This window comes from Buttiauxella sp. AC142, assembly GCF_979253435.1.
This window is the reverse complement of sequence record NZ_CEEDCH010000001.1, coordinates 1,641,112-1,658,394: the sequence shown is the minus strand read 5'-3', so window position 1 is coordinate 1,658,394 and position 17,283 is coordinate 1,641,112. Positions and strand designations below refer to the sequence as shown.

Genomic DNA, 17,283 nt, shown 5'->3' with positions numbered 1-17,283 from the left:
AGGAACCGCTAATGTCTGAGACTCTCGCCCAATTACGCGCCGCCATCAGTGATTTACCCGCGCCCATTTATTTGCGGGTGAAGCAGGGAATTATCACCCAGATACGCAGCGGTAACTGGGTTGCCCACCAGCGAGTGCCTTCGGAAACTGAATTGGTTAATGCGCTTAATGTCAGCAGAATGACGATTAACCGCGCGTTGCGGGAACTGACGGGGGAAGGCTGGCTGGTGCGAATGCAGGGGGTCGGAACATTTGTCGCCGAGCAAAAAGGCCATACCGCTATGCTGGAAGTGGGCAGCATTGCCGAAGAAATTACCGCCCGTGGCCATCATTATCGCAACCAGGTGGTTGCCCTTGAGCAAGTCAACGCGGATGAAAAGCTGGCGCATGCTTTTTCAATTAACATCGGCGAGCCGCTGTTTTACTCGCAACTGGTTCATTACGATAACGATATGGCGGTGCAACTGGAAACACGCTACGTCAATCCGGCGCTCGCTGCTGATTATCTTCACCAGGATTTTCGCCTGTTCACGCCGCACCACTACCTGAGCAAAGTTGCGCCGTTAACCTCAGGTGAACATGTTGTGGAAGCGGTGCTCGCCGACGAAACGCAACAAGGATTGCTTGAAGTGACCGCTAGCCAGCCTTGTCTGTTGATTCAGCGCCGCACCTGGCATCATTCTCAGGTGGTGACGGTGGCCCGGCTGTTGTATCCAGGCTCACGTTATCAGTTGGTAGGCAGTTTTACAGGTAAGTGATTTCACTAAACAGCAGTTTCCCTTCCGATTTCAGCAAGCGCAAAGTGTGGCGGCCATCTTGCCACCACGCGCCCTGCTCCGCCTTGAGCAGTTTGTCACCCAGTTGCCACTCGCCACTTAGCACGTACACAATGCCGCCGCGTGGCGCGAAAGTGGTAAACGAGCGGTCCGCCACACGCACTTTGGCGCGGCAACGGTCACGGTGCGTCATGATATTAAAATCCATCGACATCCCCTGTTTCAGCTCGGCTTTTACCGTATAATCACCAGCAAAAGCAAACGGCTGGAAGTGTTTCAGAGTATGGCGAAACGCCTTTCCTGCATCCAGCACCACTTCGCCCCCTTCGAGCAAAGTGATGACGCGGTCAACCTGTGGGAACGCCGAAAACTCACCGCTACTGGCGATCGAAGCGATACTGGCACGCCAGTTAAAATCACGCGTTGCGGGTGGAAAGCAGCAAATTTCGCGGGTTTCTCCAGCCCCGTTACGCCACAAACTGACGGGCACTTTCCGTATATCAAAAAATTCCATCACCACTCCTGAAGGGTGCGCATCACCTGCGCAAACTGTGTGTTGCTTTGTTCATCTAGCGGGTGCTGCCTGTCGCTGATTACCTGCTTCCCGGCAACCCACACGTCTCTGATTTGTTCACGGCTCCCACCAAATATCCAACGGTTGAGCAACGCATAATCTTCTATGTGCGCAAGCCAGGAATCACGCTCGAGCACCAGCCAGTCGGCACGTTGCCCCGGCGCTATCATGCCCATAGTGACGCCGCACGCTTGCGCGCCCCCCACTGCCGCCTGTCGCCATAACACTTCACCCACCTGCGGCAATTCTGGCAGCACGATCCGATTGCGGCGCTTGTCACGCAGACGCTGCGCATACTCGAGCCAACGCAGCTCTTCGAGCGCATTCACCGAAACATGGCTGTCGGAGCCAATCCCCCAGTGCCCGCCCTGCGCAATGAAATTCGTGGCTGGGAAAATACCGTCACCGAGATTCGCTTCGGTAGTGGGACACAACCCCGCCACGGAGCGGCTCTCAACAATTTGGGTTAACTCTTCCGGCGACAAATGCGTGGCGTGAACCAGGCACCAACGGTCATCCACTGCAAAGCGGTTATACAGCCACTCAACCGGGCGCTCGCCACTCCAGGCAAGGCAGTCATCGACCTCTTTTTCCTGCTCGGCAATATGGATATGCACCGGCATTCGGTAGTCGCTGGCTTCCAGCACATCTTCCATTTGCTCCTGCGTCACCGCTCTTAATGAGTGGAAACACAGGCCATGATTAATCAACGGATAGCGACGCAGCGCATTGCCCAGCGCCTGTTGCTGGCGCAAGTAACGGTCGACATCCTGAATAAATCTTTTCTGCCCGACGGCAGGAGGCTGTGCGCCAAATCCCGCATGGCTATAGAGCACAGGCAACAATGTTTGCCCTATCCCACTGTTATCGGCAGCAAGCAGCAGTTGCTGTAGCATCAAATCGCCAGATGCATACGGTTTTCCGTTAACGTCATGATGCAAATAATGAAATTCTGCAACCTGGGTATAGCCGCCCTTGAGCATGTCGATATACAAGCGTGTGGCAATAGCGCCAACTTGTTCAGGCGACAGTTTTTGCACCATGCGATACATCACATCGCGCCACGTCCAGAAGCTGTCTTGCGGATTCCCCGCGACCTCCGTCAGCCCCGCCATCACCCGCTGGAAAGCATGCGAATGCAAATTCGGGATCGAAGGAATCACTACACCGGGAAGCAGCGTGGCCTCCTCGCTTGTAGCGCCAGCCTCAACATGAGTTATCGTCCCTTGTTCATTGACGGTAATGCGCACATTGTGTCCCCAGCCTTGCGGGAGCATAACAACTGGTGCAAAAAATGCTGGCATAGATTTGATTCCTTCTTTTGCGATGCCAATGATTTAGCGATTATTTCGTGCCGACGCAAACCAAATCCGTCGTTTGCTAAAAAATTGTGTGACGGACAACAAAACGCGGGGTTGCCTGCTGCTTTAGCGGCAACCAGGTTGCTCAACTCATCATGCTGCGCTAGCTTGTAGTCAATTGTCTATACAACCTGATGTGGAGAATGTCATGACTTATCCTCGCGCCTGCGACAGCCTGTGGAGTGGCGCAACCCTGGTCACGATGAAAGACGGTCTTTACCACTTGATTGAAGATGGCGTTATCGCGGTGCATCAGGGGAAGATCGTCTGGCTCGGTGCGCGGGCGCAGCTTCCTGAAATCACCGCCGCTGAACATCACCATTTTGACGGCGGAATCGTGACGCCAGGCTTTATCGATTGTCATACGCATTTAGTTTTTGGCGGCGATCGCAGCGCTGAATTTGAAATGCGCTTAAACGGTATGAGCTACGCGGAAATAGCAGCACAGGGCGGCGGGATTATTTCCACTGTTCGCCACACGCGCGAAGCTGACGAAAACGAGCTGCTGAACTCCGCACATCAGCGCCTGCAACACTTGTTAAAAGAAGGCGTGACCACCGTCGAAATTAAATCGGGCTATGGCCTGGATATCGACAACGAAATCAAAATGCTGCGTGTGATTCGTCAACTCGGAGAAACGCTTCCGGTTGAAGTGTATGCCACCTGCCTGGCCGCGCACGCCATACCGCCAGAATTTAGCGGCGATGGCGATAAGTGGGTCGATGTGGTTTGCGAGCAGTTACTCCCTCGTGTGGCGCAAGAAAAACTGGCCGATGCGGTTGATGCCTTTTGCGAACATCTGGCTTTCAGTCCGGCACAAACTGAAAAAGTTTTTGCTGCTGCTCGCGGTTTGGGATTGCCGGTCAAACTTCATGCCGAACAACTCTCCGCGCTGGCGGGTAGCAGCCTGGCGGCACGTTTCCAGGCGTTATCTGCCGATCATCTTGAGTACGCCACCAATGCCGATGCACAAGCGATGGCCGCAGCGAATACCGTGGCCGTTCTGCTACCGGGTGCGTTTTATCTGTTGCGCGAAAAACAGCAGCCGCCGGTCGCTGCGTTCCGCGAACATGGCGTGCCGATGGCCGTCGCCAGTGACGCAAACCCTGGCACGTCCCCGGTACTTTCGCTGCGATTAATGCTGAATATGGCGTGTACGTTGTTTGGCCTGACGCCAGAAGAAGCGCTGGCGGGCGTGACGCTTCACGCGGCACAGGCGCTGGGAATTCGAGAAAGCCACGGCAGTCTTGAATGCGGGAAAGTTGCCAACTTTGTGCACTGGCCTGTGGCACGTCCGGCTGAACTGGTCTATTGGTTAGGGGGGCAATTGCCCTGCACCGTGATTTATCAGGGAGAGAAACGTGACAGCACCTTTTAATTTCAGCCGTGGGAAACTGCCGCTATTGGTCAGCATCCCTCACGCAGGCACCGCATTAACGCCAGAAGTTGAGTCGGCCCTGAGCGATGCGGCCCGCCCATTGCCGGATACCGACTGGCATATCCCGAAGCTATATGAATTTGCCCAGGCACTCGGCGCGAGTGTGATTGTCGGTAATTATTCGCGGATGGTTATCGACCTTAACCGCCCCGCCGATGATAAACCGCTCTACACCACGGCGACCACTGGCCTGTATCCCGAAACTTTGTTCGATGGCACAGCCGTTTTTATTCCCGGCAAAGAACCCAATACGCAGCAACGTAAAGCCGCGCTGGACACTATCTGGCAGCCGTACCATCAGCAATTGCAGAGCGAGCTGGAGAGAATGAAAGCCGAACACGGCTACGCGCTTTTGTTCGATGCGCATTCCATCGCCAGCCATATTCCGCGTCTGTTCGACGGCAAATTACCGGATCTGAATTTCGGCACCAACGGCGGTAAAAGTTGCGATGAGCTGATTGAAGAACATCTGGTGGCCTGTGCAGCCTCGCAAAACCAGTTTAGCTGGGTGGCAAACGGGCGCTTTAAAGGTGGGTATATCACCCGCGCTTACGGGCAACCGTCGCAAGGCGTTCACGCGGTGCAGTTAGAACTTGCGCAGTGTAATTATATGGATGAGCAACCGCCGTTCGCATGGCGGGCAGAGCGAGCAGAAAAACTGCAACCACTGCTTGAACAGTTTATTCGTTCGATGTTGAGTAGCGCCCAGCAGATTGCCTGAGATTTAAAACGGTGGATGACGGGTAAAAAGAAAACCGCCGGTTCTGTCCACTGCAATAAAGCGATTGTGGACAAAACCGGCGGTCTTAAGTCAGTCGATCAGTTATTCCTGATCAGCAGGCATTTTACCTTCATGCTGAGGACGTTCTGTCAGACGCTTCTCAAAATTGGTATTAAATTGTTTTTTCTGCTCAGGCGTCAGAATGTTGTAGATTTTATTCTGCGTTTCCATATGAGCCATCATACGAGTTTTGTTTTGCTCGGCCATTTTGTCGACTTGCGCCTGAGCTTTCGCTTTGTCGAAGCTGTCGCTGGCGATAATATTATGTGCCGCACGACGTTCTTCTACTGAAGGACGCTCCATTTTGCCGCGCTGGTCTTTCATGATGTCGCGCACTTGCTGCTTCTGCGCATCCGTCAAATTCAAATCTTTGAACATCATATCGTGATGGCCGCCACGCATACCTTTATGGTGCATCATCGGCGCATCGGTTTTTGCCGCCGTGGTCGTGGTGGTGTCAGCTGCATGAGCCAGGTTCGCCGCGCCCAGAGCCAGAGTTGAAGCAACAAAGAGAGCTGTTAATTTACGCATATTGTTTATTCCTGTTCTGATTTCTATTACGACAAGGTCTGCCGCGTTGACGAAATTAAGTTTACGGGGTTGTGCGTCAAGTAATAGTGCGCATCGGTAAAGCATTGAAAGGATAAAAAACAAAATTGCGGCAATTATGAAGAGAATAAGGATAAAACGTCGCTGAATTGCAACAGAATATAACAAGGCGATGATTTTAAAGGAATTATGAAGAGAGTGTATAGTAACTGGAATGTCGAAGAAAGCATCTATTAAGATTTATCTGTATATTGTTGTTTGACCGGAGATTATTTTCCGGCCCCATTACTGAGGCCGATGCTTATTAAAGTTCGCGTAGCATTAATCCAGCACGTAATCCCACCGCTACATTAGGATTAGGGAATAATACATATTCAATATCTTCTTTCACCACGTAACGCGTGTCGCCATCTTCTGCCAGTAATGTGTCTTTAGGAAACGCGGTGAAGTTCTGCGTTTTCGCCGACATGTGCAACACAAAGTCATCGCTGAGGCGAGTGATCTGTTGCGCAACTTTATAGCGTAGCGGCTCACCTTCCGCTGCTGGCGGAGTTTCACCACTCAGCAAAGCCTGCAACGCCTGTTTGGTTTGTTCAAACTGGCTGAGATCATTTTCACCAAAGGGTTGCGCCTTGCCCAATTCCAGCGTGCAGCTCAACGCATTGAAATGCTCACTGCTGAAATGAGTGAAAGTCCCGCCCGGTGACTGGTGGAACACCAGTGCCTGTAACCCCGCGCAACCCAACCACGAGAGAAACGCCTCATCGTACGGCGTGGTGCGTGAAGGTAACACCCCAAAACGTGGATGGTATGAGCTACGAATGGCGGTGTGCATATCGAGATGCCAGCAAATGGTCTCTTCGCTTTGGGCGAGGAACAAATCCAACGCGTGTTCAAGGCGACAGGCGCGCTGGGTTTCAATGCTTTCCGGGAACTGCTGCCAGCCCCCGCCGAACATGCGGTTCATGTCGCTGTGTTGGTAACGCTGGTTGCTGCGCAATGCCTCTGGATTACCCAGAATCACCAGCAACCGCCATTGCAACGCCAGCTCACCCGCGAGAAGACTATCAACGAGCTGGGCGAGTATTTCTACTGGCGCAGTTTCGTTACCGTGGATACCCGCCGACAACACCAGCGTCTTTTCCACAGATTGATGCGGAGTCAATGCCAAAATCCCCTCATCCCACCACTGCCAACGTAGGTGAGTGTTTTTTCCTGCGGTCTGCGTTGGCACTTTACCCGCCAGGGTTTGCGCCAAAAAATCCAACATTGAGCCTCCGGTTAGGACTGAAATTAGTGCTGAAACGGATAAACAAAACCTAAGTCTAGTATACGCGTCAGTTCGTCGAGTGCTTCGCGCCCTTCACGCAACAGTTGAGGGTCAGCTAAATCAGCCTGAGTTAACTGGTCGCGATACCAGCGATCGACCCAGTTGTTAAGGGTGATAAACAACTTGTCGTTCATCATCACCGCCGGGTTTACCGCTTTGAGTTCTGCATCATTGAGAACCACACGCAGACGTAAACACGCCGGGCCGCCGCCGTTAGCCATGCTTTCGCGCAGGTCGAAGACCTGCAAATCGCTAATCGGGTTATCTGCCGCCAGAACCTCATTAAGATAACGCCACACGCCCGCGTGTTGGCGTGACTCTTCGGGCAAGATAAGCGTCATACTACCATCTTCACGGCTCAGTAACTGACTGTTAAATAAATACGTTCCGACCGCATCAGCCACACTCACTTTATCCGCTGGCACTTCAATGGCGGTAAAACCAGGCACTCTTTCACGTAACTGCTCGTAAAGCGCGTGCTGATGCAGGAACGCCTGTTCGTGGCAGAACAGCACCTGGCGGTTGGAAACCGCAATCACATCGTTGTGGAATACGCCCTGGTCGATAACCATCGGGTTTTGTTGCGCGAACACCAGTAAATCCGGTTTGACCTGGTTGAGTCGCGCTACCGCCTGGCTTGCTTCTAATGTCTGACGTGCCGGGTAGCGCGCCGGAATGAGTCCGGCTTTGGCTTCTTCACGCCCATAAACAAACAGTTGTGTCGACGGCTCGCCATAGGCTCCGCCCAGACGGTTATGGTTCGCCGCCCCTTCGTCACCAAACATAGCGACCTGCGGCAATGCGCCGTGAACAGAAAAATACTGCTCATTACGGAAGATGGCTCGCAATGTGTTTTCTGTGATTGGCGCTTCACTGGCGCGGTGGAATTTGTTGTTCAGATTCGCCACCGAGAAATGCACTTTGCCATCCAGACTGTCTGCCGATGGGCAAACGGTCGCGGCATTAGCCACCCACATAGAAGAAGCCGAACTGACAGCCGACAAAAGCTGCGGTGCATCTTTGGCGACACGCTCAATAACTTGCGCATCCGTTCCACTGAAACCTAACTGGCGCAGCAGCGGAATATTAGGCCGCTCTTGCGGAGGGATCACCCCCTGCGCGAAACCAGCATCCGCCAGCGCTTTCATTTTCAGCAAGCCTTGTTTAGCGGCAAGCTTAGGGTTCGAGACGCGGAACTGGTGCTTAGTCGACGCTTCGTTACCGAAAGAAAGCCCGGCGTAATGGTGGGTTAACCCCACCAGTCCATCAAAGTTAACTTCACGCGCTTTCATGGCTATTCCTCACGGCTGAAATCAAGCCCCGGACTCAGGGTCGCAGGCAGCGGGAAGGTCGGGCTTTCAAGCGTTGCCATCGGCCACGCGCAATAGTCTGCCGCGTACCACGCACTGGCGCGATGGTTACCGGATGCGCCCACGCCACCAAACGGAGCCGCGCTCGATGCGCCCGTCAGCGGTTTATTCCAGTTCACAATCCCGGCGCGGGCTTCGAGTAACAACTGGTCGAATTGCTCGCGATGCGGAGAAATCAGCCCGCTTGCCAGGCCGTAGCGCGTGTCGTTTGCCATGGCGATGGCTTCATCAAAATCGCTATAACGATAAACCGTCAGCAGCGGCCCGAAGATTTCTTCGTCCGGTACGTTTGCCACGCCGGTTAATTCGACAATACCTGGCGTCAGCAACGACGTTCCCGCTTTGACCAGTTTGGGTTCAAGCAATGCTTTCCCGCCACGAGCGATATGCTCCTGCCAGCCGGTCAGCACGCGTTCTGCGGCCTGGACCGAAATTAATCCGCCGATAAACGGCTGCGGTGTTGCATCCCACGCAGCCGGGCGAATACGCCCCGCCACTTCCACCAGCCGTTGTAAAAATGCATCGCCCTGCGCACCGTGTTTCACCAGCAAGCGACGCGCACAGGTACAGCGCTGCCCCGCAGTCACAAACGCCGACTGAATCACCAGATGCACCGCGCCATCAATATCCTGCGGATCTTCCACAATCAGCGGGTTGTTGCCGCCCATCTCCAGCGCCAGAATTTTCTCCGGCTGGCCGGCAAACTGGCGATGTAGCAGGTAGCCGGTGTTTGCACTACCGGTAAATAACAGGCCATCAAGTGTCGGCTGCTGTGCCAGAGCCTGGCCCGTTTCACGTCCGCCCTGCACCAGATTCAGCACGCCTGCGGGAACACCCGCCTGCTCCCACAATTTCATCACTTGCTCGCCAATCAGCGGCGTCAGTTCGCTCGGTTTAAACACCAGCGTGTTACCTGCCAGCAACCCCGGAACAATATGCCCGTTTGGCAGATGTCCGGGGAAGTTATACGGGCCAAATACCGCTAACACACCGTGTGGACGATGGCGCAACGTGGCCGCACCATCCGGCATTTCGGTGTGCGTTTCGCCGGTACGGGTGTGGTAAGCCTTAATCGAAATGGCGATTTTATTGATCATCGCGGTGATTTCGGTCGCCGCCTCCCAGCGTGGTTTGCCGGTTTCCTGGGAAATCGTCACCGTCAGCGACTCTTTGTTGGCTTCGAGCAAGGTGGCAAATTTTTCAACGATAGCCTGACGCTCGGCAAACGGGCGTTTCGCCCAGGCCGGAAATGCGGCACGCGCCGCCTGACACGCTTGCTCAACTTGCGGCTCATTTGCCGCCGCCCCTTCCCACAGCAAATCGCCATTCACCGGATTGTGCTTTTGCAGCGTTTCGCCCAGGCCTGAAAGCCATTGTCCATTAATCCACTGAGTCATACTTTTTTCTCCTCGGGGCACAAACGCACCAGACGGACGTTATCGCCAGTGCTGCATTTCAGGGCATCAGCGGTTTTGGCATCAATAATCAGCCTGTCGCCTTTTGGGTTCGCCTTAATCAACATGGCGCGGAAATTGTTGTATTTTTCGTTGGCGACCAGGCACATAGGTAACTCTTCGGTTGCCGGTTGCCCAATCACCACTTCAACGAGGCGGCTTTTACGGATCGCACGCACGCGGTCGATATCACATTCAAGCGTTGGGCCGCCGTCGAAAATATCGACGTAATTACGATAGCGGAAACCTTCGGCTTCAAGAACCGCACGCGCAGGCGCAGTTTGCGGATGGACTTTGCCAATCACCGCCCGCGCCTCGGCAGACAGGAAATCGGTATAAATCGGATGCTTCGGCATCAGTTCCGCAATAAACGCTTTCTGACCGGTACCGCACAGGTAATCGGCGCGGCTAAATTCCATTGAGAAAAAGCGATTGCCGAGGCTTTCCCAGAATGGCGAATGGCCGTGTTCGTCAATCACTCCGCGCATCTCAGCGACCACTTTTTCATTAAAGCGGTCGCGAAACGCCGCCATAAAGAGAAAGCGTGATTTGGAAAGCAGGTAGCCGTTGCCTTCTTTGCGCCAGTCGGCATCAAGGAAAAGCGTGCAGAGTTCGCTGCTGCCGGTGTGATCGTGGCTCAGGAACAGTGTCGGTAACGCGTTGTAAATGTTCAGCTCTTTGGAGGCATGAACATGGGTGCCAACGTGATAGTTGTACCAGGGGTCGTTTAATCCCACCGCCACTTCAATGGCGCAAATGCCGACGACGCGCTCTGTCGTGGAATCTTCCAGCACAAACACATAACCCTGGTCGCCTTCTGGCAGGTCGCCCTGCCAGGTTTGAATGGAGCGTTCGATACGTGCCGACAGCGTTTTTTCATCCGCAGGCAGCGAGGTCAACCCGCCGCCCGTTTTACCCGCCAACGCCAGCAGCCCGGATATATCACCGCGCTCAACCGGACGGATAATCATCATGATTGCTCTCCCGCTAAAAAGCGTTCACAGGCGCGCTCAAAACGATCCAGCCCTTTTTGCACTTCGGCTTCACTGACAATTAATGCCGGTGCGAAACGGACCACATTTGCCCCGGCGATAAGCATCATCAAGCCTTCCTGAGCCGCAGCCTGTAAAATAAGTTTAGCTTTTCCGCTGTATTCCGGTTGAAGGACACAACCAATTAACAGCCCCAAACCGCGCACTTCGCTGAACAGTTGATGCTTCTGGTTAATTTTGTTTAAACGCTCCACAAACCAGGCGTGGCGCTGCTTAACGCCGTTGAGCACTTCTGGGGTGTTAATGATTTCCATCACGCGCCCGGCAACGGCTCCTGCTAACGGGTTACCACCGTATGTCGTGCCGTGAGTGCCGACGACCATCACTTTTGAGAACTTATCGGTAGTCAGCATCGCACCAATCGGGAAGCCACCACCCAACGCTTTAGCGGTAGAAAGGACATCCGGCGTGATGCCATAGTGCATATAGGCGTAAAGCTCGCCGGTGCGGCCAACACCCGTTTGCACTTCATCGAAAATCAACACCGCGTTATGGCGGTCGCACAATTCACGCAAACCTTGCAGGAAAGTAGGATCGGCGGGCACCACGCCGCCTTCGCCCTGCATCGGCTCCACAATCACCGCGCAGGTATTTTCGTTGATCAGTTCGCTGGCAGATTGCAGATCGTTATAAATGGCGTGGCTAATTTGCGGCGGCAGCGGCGCAAAATCCTGCGAATAAGCCGGTTGTCCGCCTGCCGAAACAGTAAACAGCGTGCGACCGTGAAACGCATTTTTGAATGCAACGATGCCACTTTTGTTCGGACCAAAATTATCGTGGGCGTATTTACGCGCCAGCTTCAGCGCCGCTTCGTTGGCTTCCGCACCCGAGTTACAGAAGAACACTTTGTCAGCAAAAGTGGCATCGATCAGTTGTTTTGCCAGGCGCAGAATCGGCTCGTTGGTGTAGCCATTGCCGGTATGCCAGAATTTTGCCGCCTGCTCTTCTAACGCTTTGCGTAAATCAGGGTTGGCGTGGCCCAGCGCGTTGACCGCAATACCCCCGGCGAAATCGATATAGTCTTTGCCTTGCTGGTCCCACAATGTCGACCCTTCACCGCGCACAGGAATAAAAGAAGCTGGGGCATAAACGGGCATCATCCATTCGTCGAAATTTTGGCGGGTAATTGACTGCGACATAGAGACCTCTCCGGGTAAATAAAAAGTTATTTATATGTTAAATAATTGAGTGTTTGCGCTGTAAATGTAGATTGCACGCTTCGTGCCAGCCAGCGATATAAATGCATAGCGGAGGGTTGATAATGGAAAATCAAGGAGTTACAAACCAGGCGTATTCACTAAAAATGAATAGATAGTGCATAGTTTTATGGTGCCGTATGGATCGCCGCACGAAAACAAGAAATATTATGCAACCGTAAAATTTAATACTGGATTTGTGATCGATGATGGGGTTTGCACAGCTATTACGCCCCAAAACGGGGCGGCGTGACTGACTTTGGTGCAGATTTTGTATGTGAACGAACGTCATACTCGTAGGTCGGTTAAGCGTAGCGTCAACCGAAAAAGCAGCGGTTATGGTGGATGAAGCTGGCGCTTATCCCCTCTACAAAGCGGTGATCCCTCGGCATTTTTGCCATTTTCTGCTAACATCCTGCAACATTGACTCGTCACCACGGCAGCGACTTATGAAATTCGTCTCTTTTAATATCAACGGCCTGCGCGCTCGTCCGCACCAACTTCAAGCCATTGTTGAACAGCATCAACCTGACGTTATCGGTTTGCAGGAAACAAAAGTCCACGATGACATGTTCCCGCTCGAAGAGGTTGCAAAGCTGGGTTACAACGTCTTTTATCACGGTCAGAAAGGCCATTACGGTGTGGCGTTGCTCACCAAAGAGACGCCAATTTCGGTGCGTCGTGGTTTCCCTGGCGACGATGAAGAAGCTCAGCGCCGTATTATCATGGCGGAAATTCCTTCCCCATTAGGCAATCTGACGGTGATAAACGGTTACTTCCCGCAGGGTGAAAGCCGCGACCATCCGACCAAATTCCCGGCCAAAATGAAGTTCTATCAGGATCTGCAAAACTACCTGGATACCGAACTGAAGAAAGATAATCCGGTGCTGATTATGGGTGATGTGAACATCAGCCCGACCGATCTGGATATTGGCATTGGCGAAGACAACCGCAAACGCTGGTTGCGTACCGGTAAATGTTCCTTCCTGCCGGAAGAACGTGAATGGATGGACCGCCTGATTAGCTGGGGCCTGGTCGATACTTTCCGCCACGCAAACCCTGAAACGCAAGACAAGTTCTCGTGGTTTGATTACCGCTCGAAAGGTTTTGATGACAACCGTGGCCTGCGCATAGATTTGCTGCTGGCAAGCCAACCGCTGGCTGAACGCTGTGTTGCAACCGGCATTGATTACGATATTCGTAGCATGGAAAAGCCATCCGACCATGCGCCGGTGTGGGCTGAATTTAAGCTATAAGGAAGAACACCACATCCCATGCGTAAGTTACTGTTTGCCACGCTGGTTGTGGTTTTCGTTCTCCTCATCATCTATTTGCCGCCGGGAAGTCTGGCGGCCCTGCAACACTATCAAGCGCAATTCTCTGCCTGGCATCATCAGCATCCGCTGCAAACAGCGTTTGCCTTCTTCGTGATTTATCTCCTCGTCACCACACTTTCGATTCCCGGTGCCACGCTGTTAACGCTGCTGGCTGGCTCGCAATTTGGTTTGATTCAGGGCACGGTTCTGGTTGCTTTGGCGGCGACCTGTGGCGCAACACTTGCCATGCTGATTAGCCGTTATCTGTTGCGTCATTGGGTAGAGCAACGTTTTGCGGCTCCCATGTCGGCCATAAATCGTGGGATGGAACGCGAAGGTTTGTACTATCTTTTTGCTTTACGTCTGACGCCGGTTTTCCCGTTCTTTTTGATCAATTTGCTGATGGGCCTGACGTCGGTCAACACTCTGCGTTATTTTGCCGTTAGCCTTGTTGGGATGCTGCCAGCGATTGTGGTTTATCTCAACGCCGGACGCGAACTGAGCCAGCTTAGAACCCTGAGCGATATTCTTTCCCCCGGCATGATGCTGATGTTTATTTTACTGGGTTTATTGCCGCTGGTTTCACGCCGGATAGTCCGCCTGCTCCGAAAATCATAAGGATCCCATTTTGCGTCTTTTAACTCTTTTGCTGTCGCTGGTTGCGGTCAGCTTTGCGGCCTTTGCACAGCCTGACAACTGGAACAGTCTGCGTCAGCAAGCCAATGGCCAGACCGTTTATTTCAACGCCTGGGGCGGTGACCCGGCGGTAAACAGTTATCTCGACTGGGTTACCGGTGAAATGAAACAGCAGTACGGCGTGACGGTAAAAGTGGTGCGCCTTGCCGATGCTGCTGATGCGGTAAAGCGTATTCAGAGCGAAGATGCAGCCGGGCGCAAAACCAGGGGTTCGGTCGATTTACTGTGGGTGAATGGCGAAAACTTCCGCACCCTGAAACAGGCTGGATTACTGAAAGAAGGCTGGGCGTGGGCGTTGCCCAACTGGCGCTACGTCGATCAGAATAAACCCGTGCGCGAAGATTTTTCACAACCGACTGACGGAGCCGAAGCGCCGTGGGGCAGCGCGCAGTTAATGCTCATTGGCAATGTGCAACCCAACGTTAAATTCCCGCGCAGCGCTGATGAACTGCTGGCATTTGCCAAAGCGCACCCGGGTAAACTGAGTTACCCTCGCCCGCCCGATTTCACCGGCACCGCATTTATCGAACAGCTATTCATTGTGCTGACTCGCGATCGGCAAGCGTTGCGTACCCCGCCGGACGCTGCGACTTTCCAGCAGGTAACGGCTCCGCTGTGGGATTACCTGGATAAGCTGCATCCGCTGTTATGGCGCGAGGGCAAAACGTTCCCGCCAACACCTGCCCGCATGGACCGCATGCTGGCCGACGGCGAACTGCTGTTCTCCGTGACGTTCAACCCCTCGCATGTCGACAACTTAATCGACCGTAAACAACTGCCGAAAACAGCCCAGGCATTTGGATTTGAGCAAGGCATGTTGGGGAACGTCCATTTTGTGACGATCCCAGCTAATGCCAATGCGCTGGCGGGAGCGCAAGTGCTGGCTAACTTCCTTATGTCACCAGAGGCGCAAATTCGTAAAGCCAACCCGGCAATCTGGGGCGATGCAACGGTGCTTGATAGTTCGACACTGCCACAACCGTTGCGTGAACAACTCGATGCTCAAAAGCCTGTCCACCAGCAAAACGTACCTTATCTGGCTGAACCGCATGCCGCCTGGGTAGAGGCTCTGGAAAAAGAGTGGTTGCAGCGTTACGGGGCTAAATGAGCCATCGTCTCTTAGCAATCCTTGCTGTGGCGTGCGTTTTTGCACCGCTGCTACCGGGCTTAGCTATGATGACAAAGCCGCTGCTGATGCCCGAAATATGGCAGGCGTTGTGGACGGATAACCAATGGCCGCAGGCGCTGCTGGCGACGCTAAATTCAACCCTGATTAGCGTCGTTGGGGCGTTGGCGCTGTGTTTGGTTCTGCTTTGTGGGCTTTGGCCTGGCGTCCGCTGGCAACGCTATACCGCGCAGTTGCCGCTCCTGTTAGCTTTGCCTCACGTTGCCTTCGCCAGTGGTTTTCTGTCGCTGTTTACCGATAACGGCTGGCTGGCACGATTGTGTGGAGTGTCATTTCATCTTGATGAATTGGGTGTAGGGCTGGGCATATTGTTGGCGCTCAAAGAGAGCTGGTTTTTGTTATGGATTGCCAGCACGCAGCTCCATCATACGGCGCTTTCCCAACAACTCACCGTGGCGCAAAGCCTGGGTTATGGCCCGCTGCAAAGCCGCATTCGGGTTATAGTTCCGCAGCTTTTGCCGCGCCTGAAGTGGGCGTTATTAGCGGTTGTGGCCTACAGCCTTTCGGTGGTTGATGTCGCGATGATTCTTGGCCCGGCAAACCCGCCAACGCTCGCGGTTCTTGCCTGGCAGTGGCTTAACGATGCCGACCCGCAGCGCGTGGCGATGGGGATGTTAACGTCGCTACTATTGCTGGTGATGTTGATCGTTTTTATTGCTGTTGGCTACGGACTCTGGATGTTCATTCGCCACGCTTTAGAGCAGTTTTCTGGCAGGCGCCATCAATCTGGTATTCAGCCGCTGGCGTCGGGTGCAGGCCTTATGATGAGCGCAACGGGCATGGCGGCCATCGCAATGCTGGTACTTTGGTCATTCGCCGACGGCTGGTTCTACCCTTCGCTATTTCCCGATGGACTTGCGTTTTCCGGCTGGCAAACCGCTGAGTTATCGTCGTTAACTACCACACTGCTAATCGCGCTGGCGAGTAGCTTACTCGGTTTGCTGGTGGTTGTTCTTTGGCTGGAAGGTGGCAACTCGCGCTTTGATATGTGGCTGGTTCTACCGTTGTTTTTACCCGCGCTGCCGCTGGTCGCCGGGCAATACCGAATGTTGTTAGTGCTTGATCAAGATGGTCATTGGCCCGGTGTTATCTGGAGTCATTTGCTGTGGGTGGTGCCGTATATGTTATTAGTGGCACGCCCCGCCTGGCAGCAGTTTGACAGGCGGTTGCTTATCACCGCGCAGACTTTTGGCTGGTCGAGATGGAAGATTTTATGCCGGGTTAAACTGCCGATTTTAATTCGCCCGATGCTGGCCGCTTTTGCCGTTGGGTTCTCAGTCAGTGTCGCGCAGTATTTACCCACGCTGTATGCTGGCGCCGGGCGTTTTTCCACCGTCACCACACAGGCGGTGGCCTTAAGCAGCGGCGGCGACCCACAGCAGCAGGCGATTCAGGCGTTGCTGCAAATGCTGCTTCCGGCAATGATGTTTATCGCTACACTCCAGGTTAGCCGCCTGGTGAGTCATTATCGACAAGGGTTACGCTGATGCTTAATGTTCAGAACTGTTCGATTTCTAATGCATCGCACTCGCTGATTAGTGAGCTGAATTTTACCGTTTCTCCGGGCGAAGTGCTGACGCTAATGGGGCCGTCGGGCGCGGGGAAATCAACGTTTTTAAGCTGGATGATTGGCGCATTGTCGGCTGAATTTCACGTGTCCGGTGAGCTTTGGCTTAACCAAAAACGCCGCGATACTTTACCCACTGAACGGCGAAACATGGGCATTCTGTTTCAGGATTCCTTGCTGTTTGCTCATCTGAACGTGGGGCAGAACCTGGCGATGGCGATTCCTGAGGCAATTAAAGATCGTAAGCTGCGCCAGCATTGCGTTGAAGAAGCGCTGGCCAACGCGCAACTCGCGAACTTTGCCCGGCGCGACCCGGCAACGCTTTCCGGTGGGGAACGTGCGCGCATTAGCGTGCTGCGGGCGTTGCTGGCAAAACCAGAAGCACTGCTGCTCGACGAACCTTTTTCACGTTTAGATCAGACCTTGCGTGAGCAATTTCGCCAGTTTGTCTGGCAACAAGTCGAGCAAATGGACATTCCGGTGGTGCTGGTCACCCATGACCCGCAGGATATTCCCGTTGGCGGAAAAATAATCACGATCAATAGTTCCCCAGCTAATTCGTCATACATATTCATGCGTTACCGCAAAGAATAGCCGTCGCTATTAGGCAAAAATAGCGGCTCTTTTTTTCTCTCTT

The 17,283-nt window shown here is 53.6% G+C and carries 16 protein-coding genes; 8 read left to right on the top strand and 8 right to left on the bottom strand.

All coding sequences use genetic code 11. The features are described from left to right. Nucleotides 1-11 precede the first annotated feature (11 nt). On the top strand, nucleotides 12-758 hold the full coding sequence (gene hutC / locus AC0IWZ_RS07580) for a histidine utilization repressor (protein ID WP_034494768.1): 747 nt from the start codon (nucleotides 12-14) through the stop codon (nucleotides 756-758). Here hutC and ves read toward each other — a convergent pair. Then, nucleotides 745-1,290, bottom strand: coding sequence for an environmental stress-induced protein Ves (ves, locus tag AC0IWZ_RS07575; RefSeq protein WP_034494766.1), 546 nt, complete (start codon nucleotides 1,288-1,290; stop codon nucleotides 745-747). The two genes, hutC and ves, sit on opposite strands and share 14 nt — an antisense overlap. Further along, nucleotides 1,290-2,654 (bottom strand): formimidoylglutamate deiminase, encoded by a 1,365-nt coding sequence (locus AC0IWZ_RS07570; RefSeq protein WP_172894697.1) that lies wholly within the window; start codon nucleotides 2,652-2,654, stop codon nucleotides 1,290-1,292. Before AC0IWZ_RS07570 ends, ves begins: the two co-directional genes overlap by 1 nt. Before the next feature lie 205 nt (nucleotides 2,655-2,859). Between AC0IWZ_RS07570 and hutI the strand changes: the two genes are divergently transcribed. Continuing rightward, nucleotides 2,860-4,089 (top strand): imidazolonepropionase, encoded by a 1,230-nt coding sequence (gene hutI / locus AC0IWZ_RS07565; protein WP_034494762.1) that lies wholly within the window; start codon nucleotides 2,860-2,862, stop codon nucleotides 4,087-4,089. Next, nucleotides 4,073-4,870 carry an N-formylglutamate deformylase gene (gene hutG, locus AC0IWZ_RS07560; RefSeq protein ID WP_034494760.1) on the top strand — a complete coding sequence of 266 codons (798 nt, stop codon included), beginning with the start codon at nucleotides 4,073-4,075 and terminating at the stop codon, nucleotides 4,868-4,870. The genes hutI and hutG overlap by 17 nt, the downstream gene beginning before the upstream one ends. A gap of 102 nt (nucleotides 4,871-4,972) precedes the next feature. Here hutG and spy read toward each other — a convergent pair whose 3' ends face one another. The 6 genes from spy to astC all read right to left on the bottom strand — a co-directional run bounded on the left by spy (nucleotide 4,973) and on the right by astC (nucleotide 11,824). Beyond that, complete coding sequence (spy, locus tag AC0IWZ_RS07555) at nucleotides 4,973-5,461, bottom strand: ATP-independent periplasmic protein-refolding chaperone Spy (RefSeq protein ID WP_471677705.1); 489 nt, start codon at nucleotides 5,459-5,461, stop codon at nucleotides 4,973-4,975. A gap of 322 nt (nucleotides 5,462-5,783) precedes the next feature. Next, on the bottom strand, nucleotides 5,784-6,749 hold the full coding sequence (astE, locus tag AC0IWZ_RS07550; protein ID WP_471677707.1) for a succinylglutamate desuccinylase: 966 nt from the start codon (nucleotides 6,747-6,749) through the stop codon (nucleotides 5,784-5,786). Nucleotides 6,750-6,772: 23 nt separating this feature from the next. Next, nucleotides 6,773-8,101 (bottom strand): N-succinylarginine dihydrolase, encoded by a 1,329-nt coding sequence (gene astB, locus AC0IWZ_RS07545; protein ID WP_471677709.1) that lies wholly within the window; start codon nucleotides 8,099-8,101, stop codon nucleotides 6,773-6,775. A gap of 2 nt (nucleotides 8,102-8,103) precedes the next feature. After that, nucleotides 8,104-9,576, bottom strand: coding sequence for a succinylglutamate-semialdehyde dehydrogenase (gene astD / locus AC0IWZ_RS07540; protein ID WP_471677711.1), 1,473 nt, complete (start codon nucleotides 9,574-9,576; stop codon nucleotides 8,104-8,106). Beyond that, entirely contained in the window at nucleotides 9,573-10,607 is a 1,035-nt protein-coding gene (gene astA / locus AC0IWZ_RS07535; protein ID WP_471677712.1) for an arginine N-succinyltransferase, read from the bottom strand. The genes astD and astA overlap by 4 nt, the downstream gene beginning before the upstream one ends. Further along, the gene (gene astC, locus AC0IWZ_RS07530; protein WP_115629319.1) at nucleotides 10,604-11,824 is read right to left on the bottom strand and encodes a succinylornithine/acetylornithine transaminase; all 1,221 of its coding nucleotides are present in this window, start codon (nucleotides 11,822-11,824) and stop codon (nucleotides 10,604-10,606) included. The genes astA and astC overlap by 4 nt, the downstream gene beginning before the upstream one ends. A 506-nt stretch (nucleotides 11,825-12,330) precedes the next feature. On the opposite strand from astC, the gene xthA reads away from it, so the two are divergent. From xthA to AC0IWZ_RS07505, 5 genes are read left to right on the top strand one after another with little or no spacing between them, the layout of a single operon-like run. Beyond that, nucleotides 12,331-13,137, top strand: a complete 807-nt coding sequence (xthA, locus tag AC0IWZ_RS07525; protein ID WP_410372649.1) for an exodeoxyribonuclease III — start codon at nucleotides 12,331-12,333, stop codon at nucleotides 13,135-13,137. Between the two features lie 18 nt (nucleotides 13,138-13,155). Then, nucleotides 13,156-13,815 (top strand): TVP38/TMEM64 family protein, encoded by a 660-nt coding sequence (locus AC0IWZ_RS07520; RefSeq protein WP_471677713.1) that lies wholly within the window; start codon nucleotides 13,156-13,158, stop codon nucleotides 13,813-13,815. 10 nt (nucleotides 13,816-13,825) lie between these two features. Then, entirely contained in the window at nucleotides 13,826-15,001 is a 1,176-nt protein-coding gene (locus AC0IWZ_RS07515; RefSeq protein WP_471677715.1) for an ABC transporter substrate-binding protein, read from the top strand. Further along, nucleotides 14,998-16,566, top strand: coding sequence for an ABC transporter permease subunit (locus tag AC0IWZ_RS07510; protein WP_471677716.1), 1,569 nt, complete (start codon nucleotides 14,998-15,000; stop codon nucleotides 16,564-16,566). The genes AC0IWZ_RS07515 and AC0IWZ_RS07510 overlap by 4 nt, the downstream gene beginning before the upstream one ends. Continuing rightward, a complete protein-coding gene (locus tag AC0IWZ_RS07505) occupies nucleotides 16,566-17,240 on the top strand; it encodes an ATP-binding cassette domain-containing protein (RefSeq protein ID WP_471677717.1) in 675 nt (224 codons plus the stop codon). Before AC0IWZ_RS07510 ends, AC0IWZ_RS07505 begins: the two co-directional genes overlap by 1 nt. Nucleotides 17,241-17,283 lie beyond the last annotated feature (43 nt).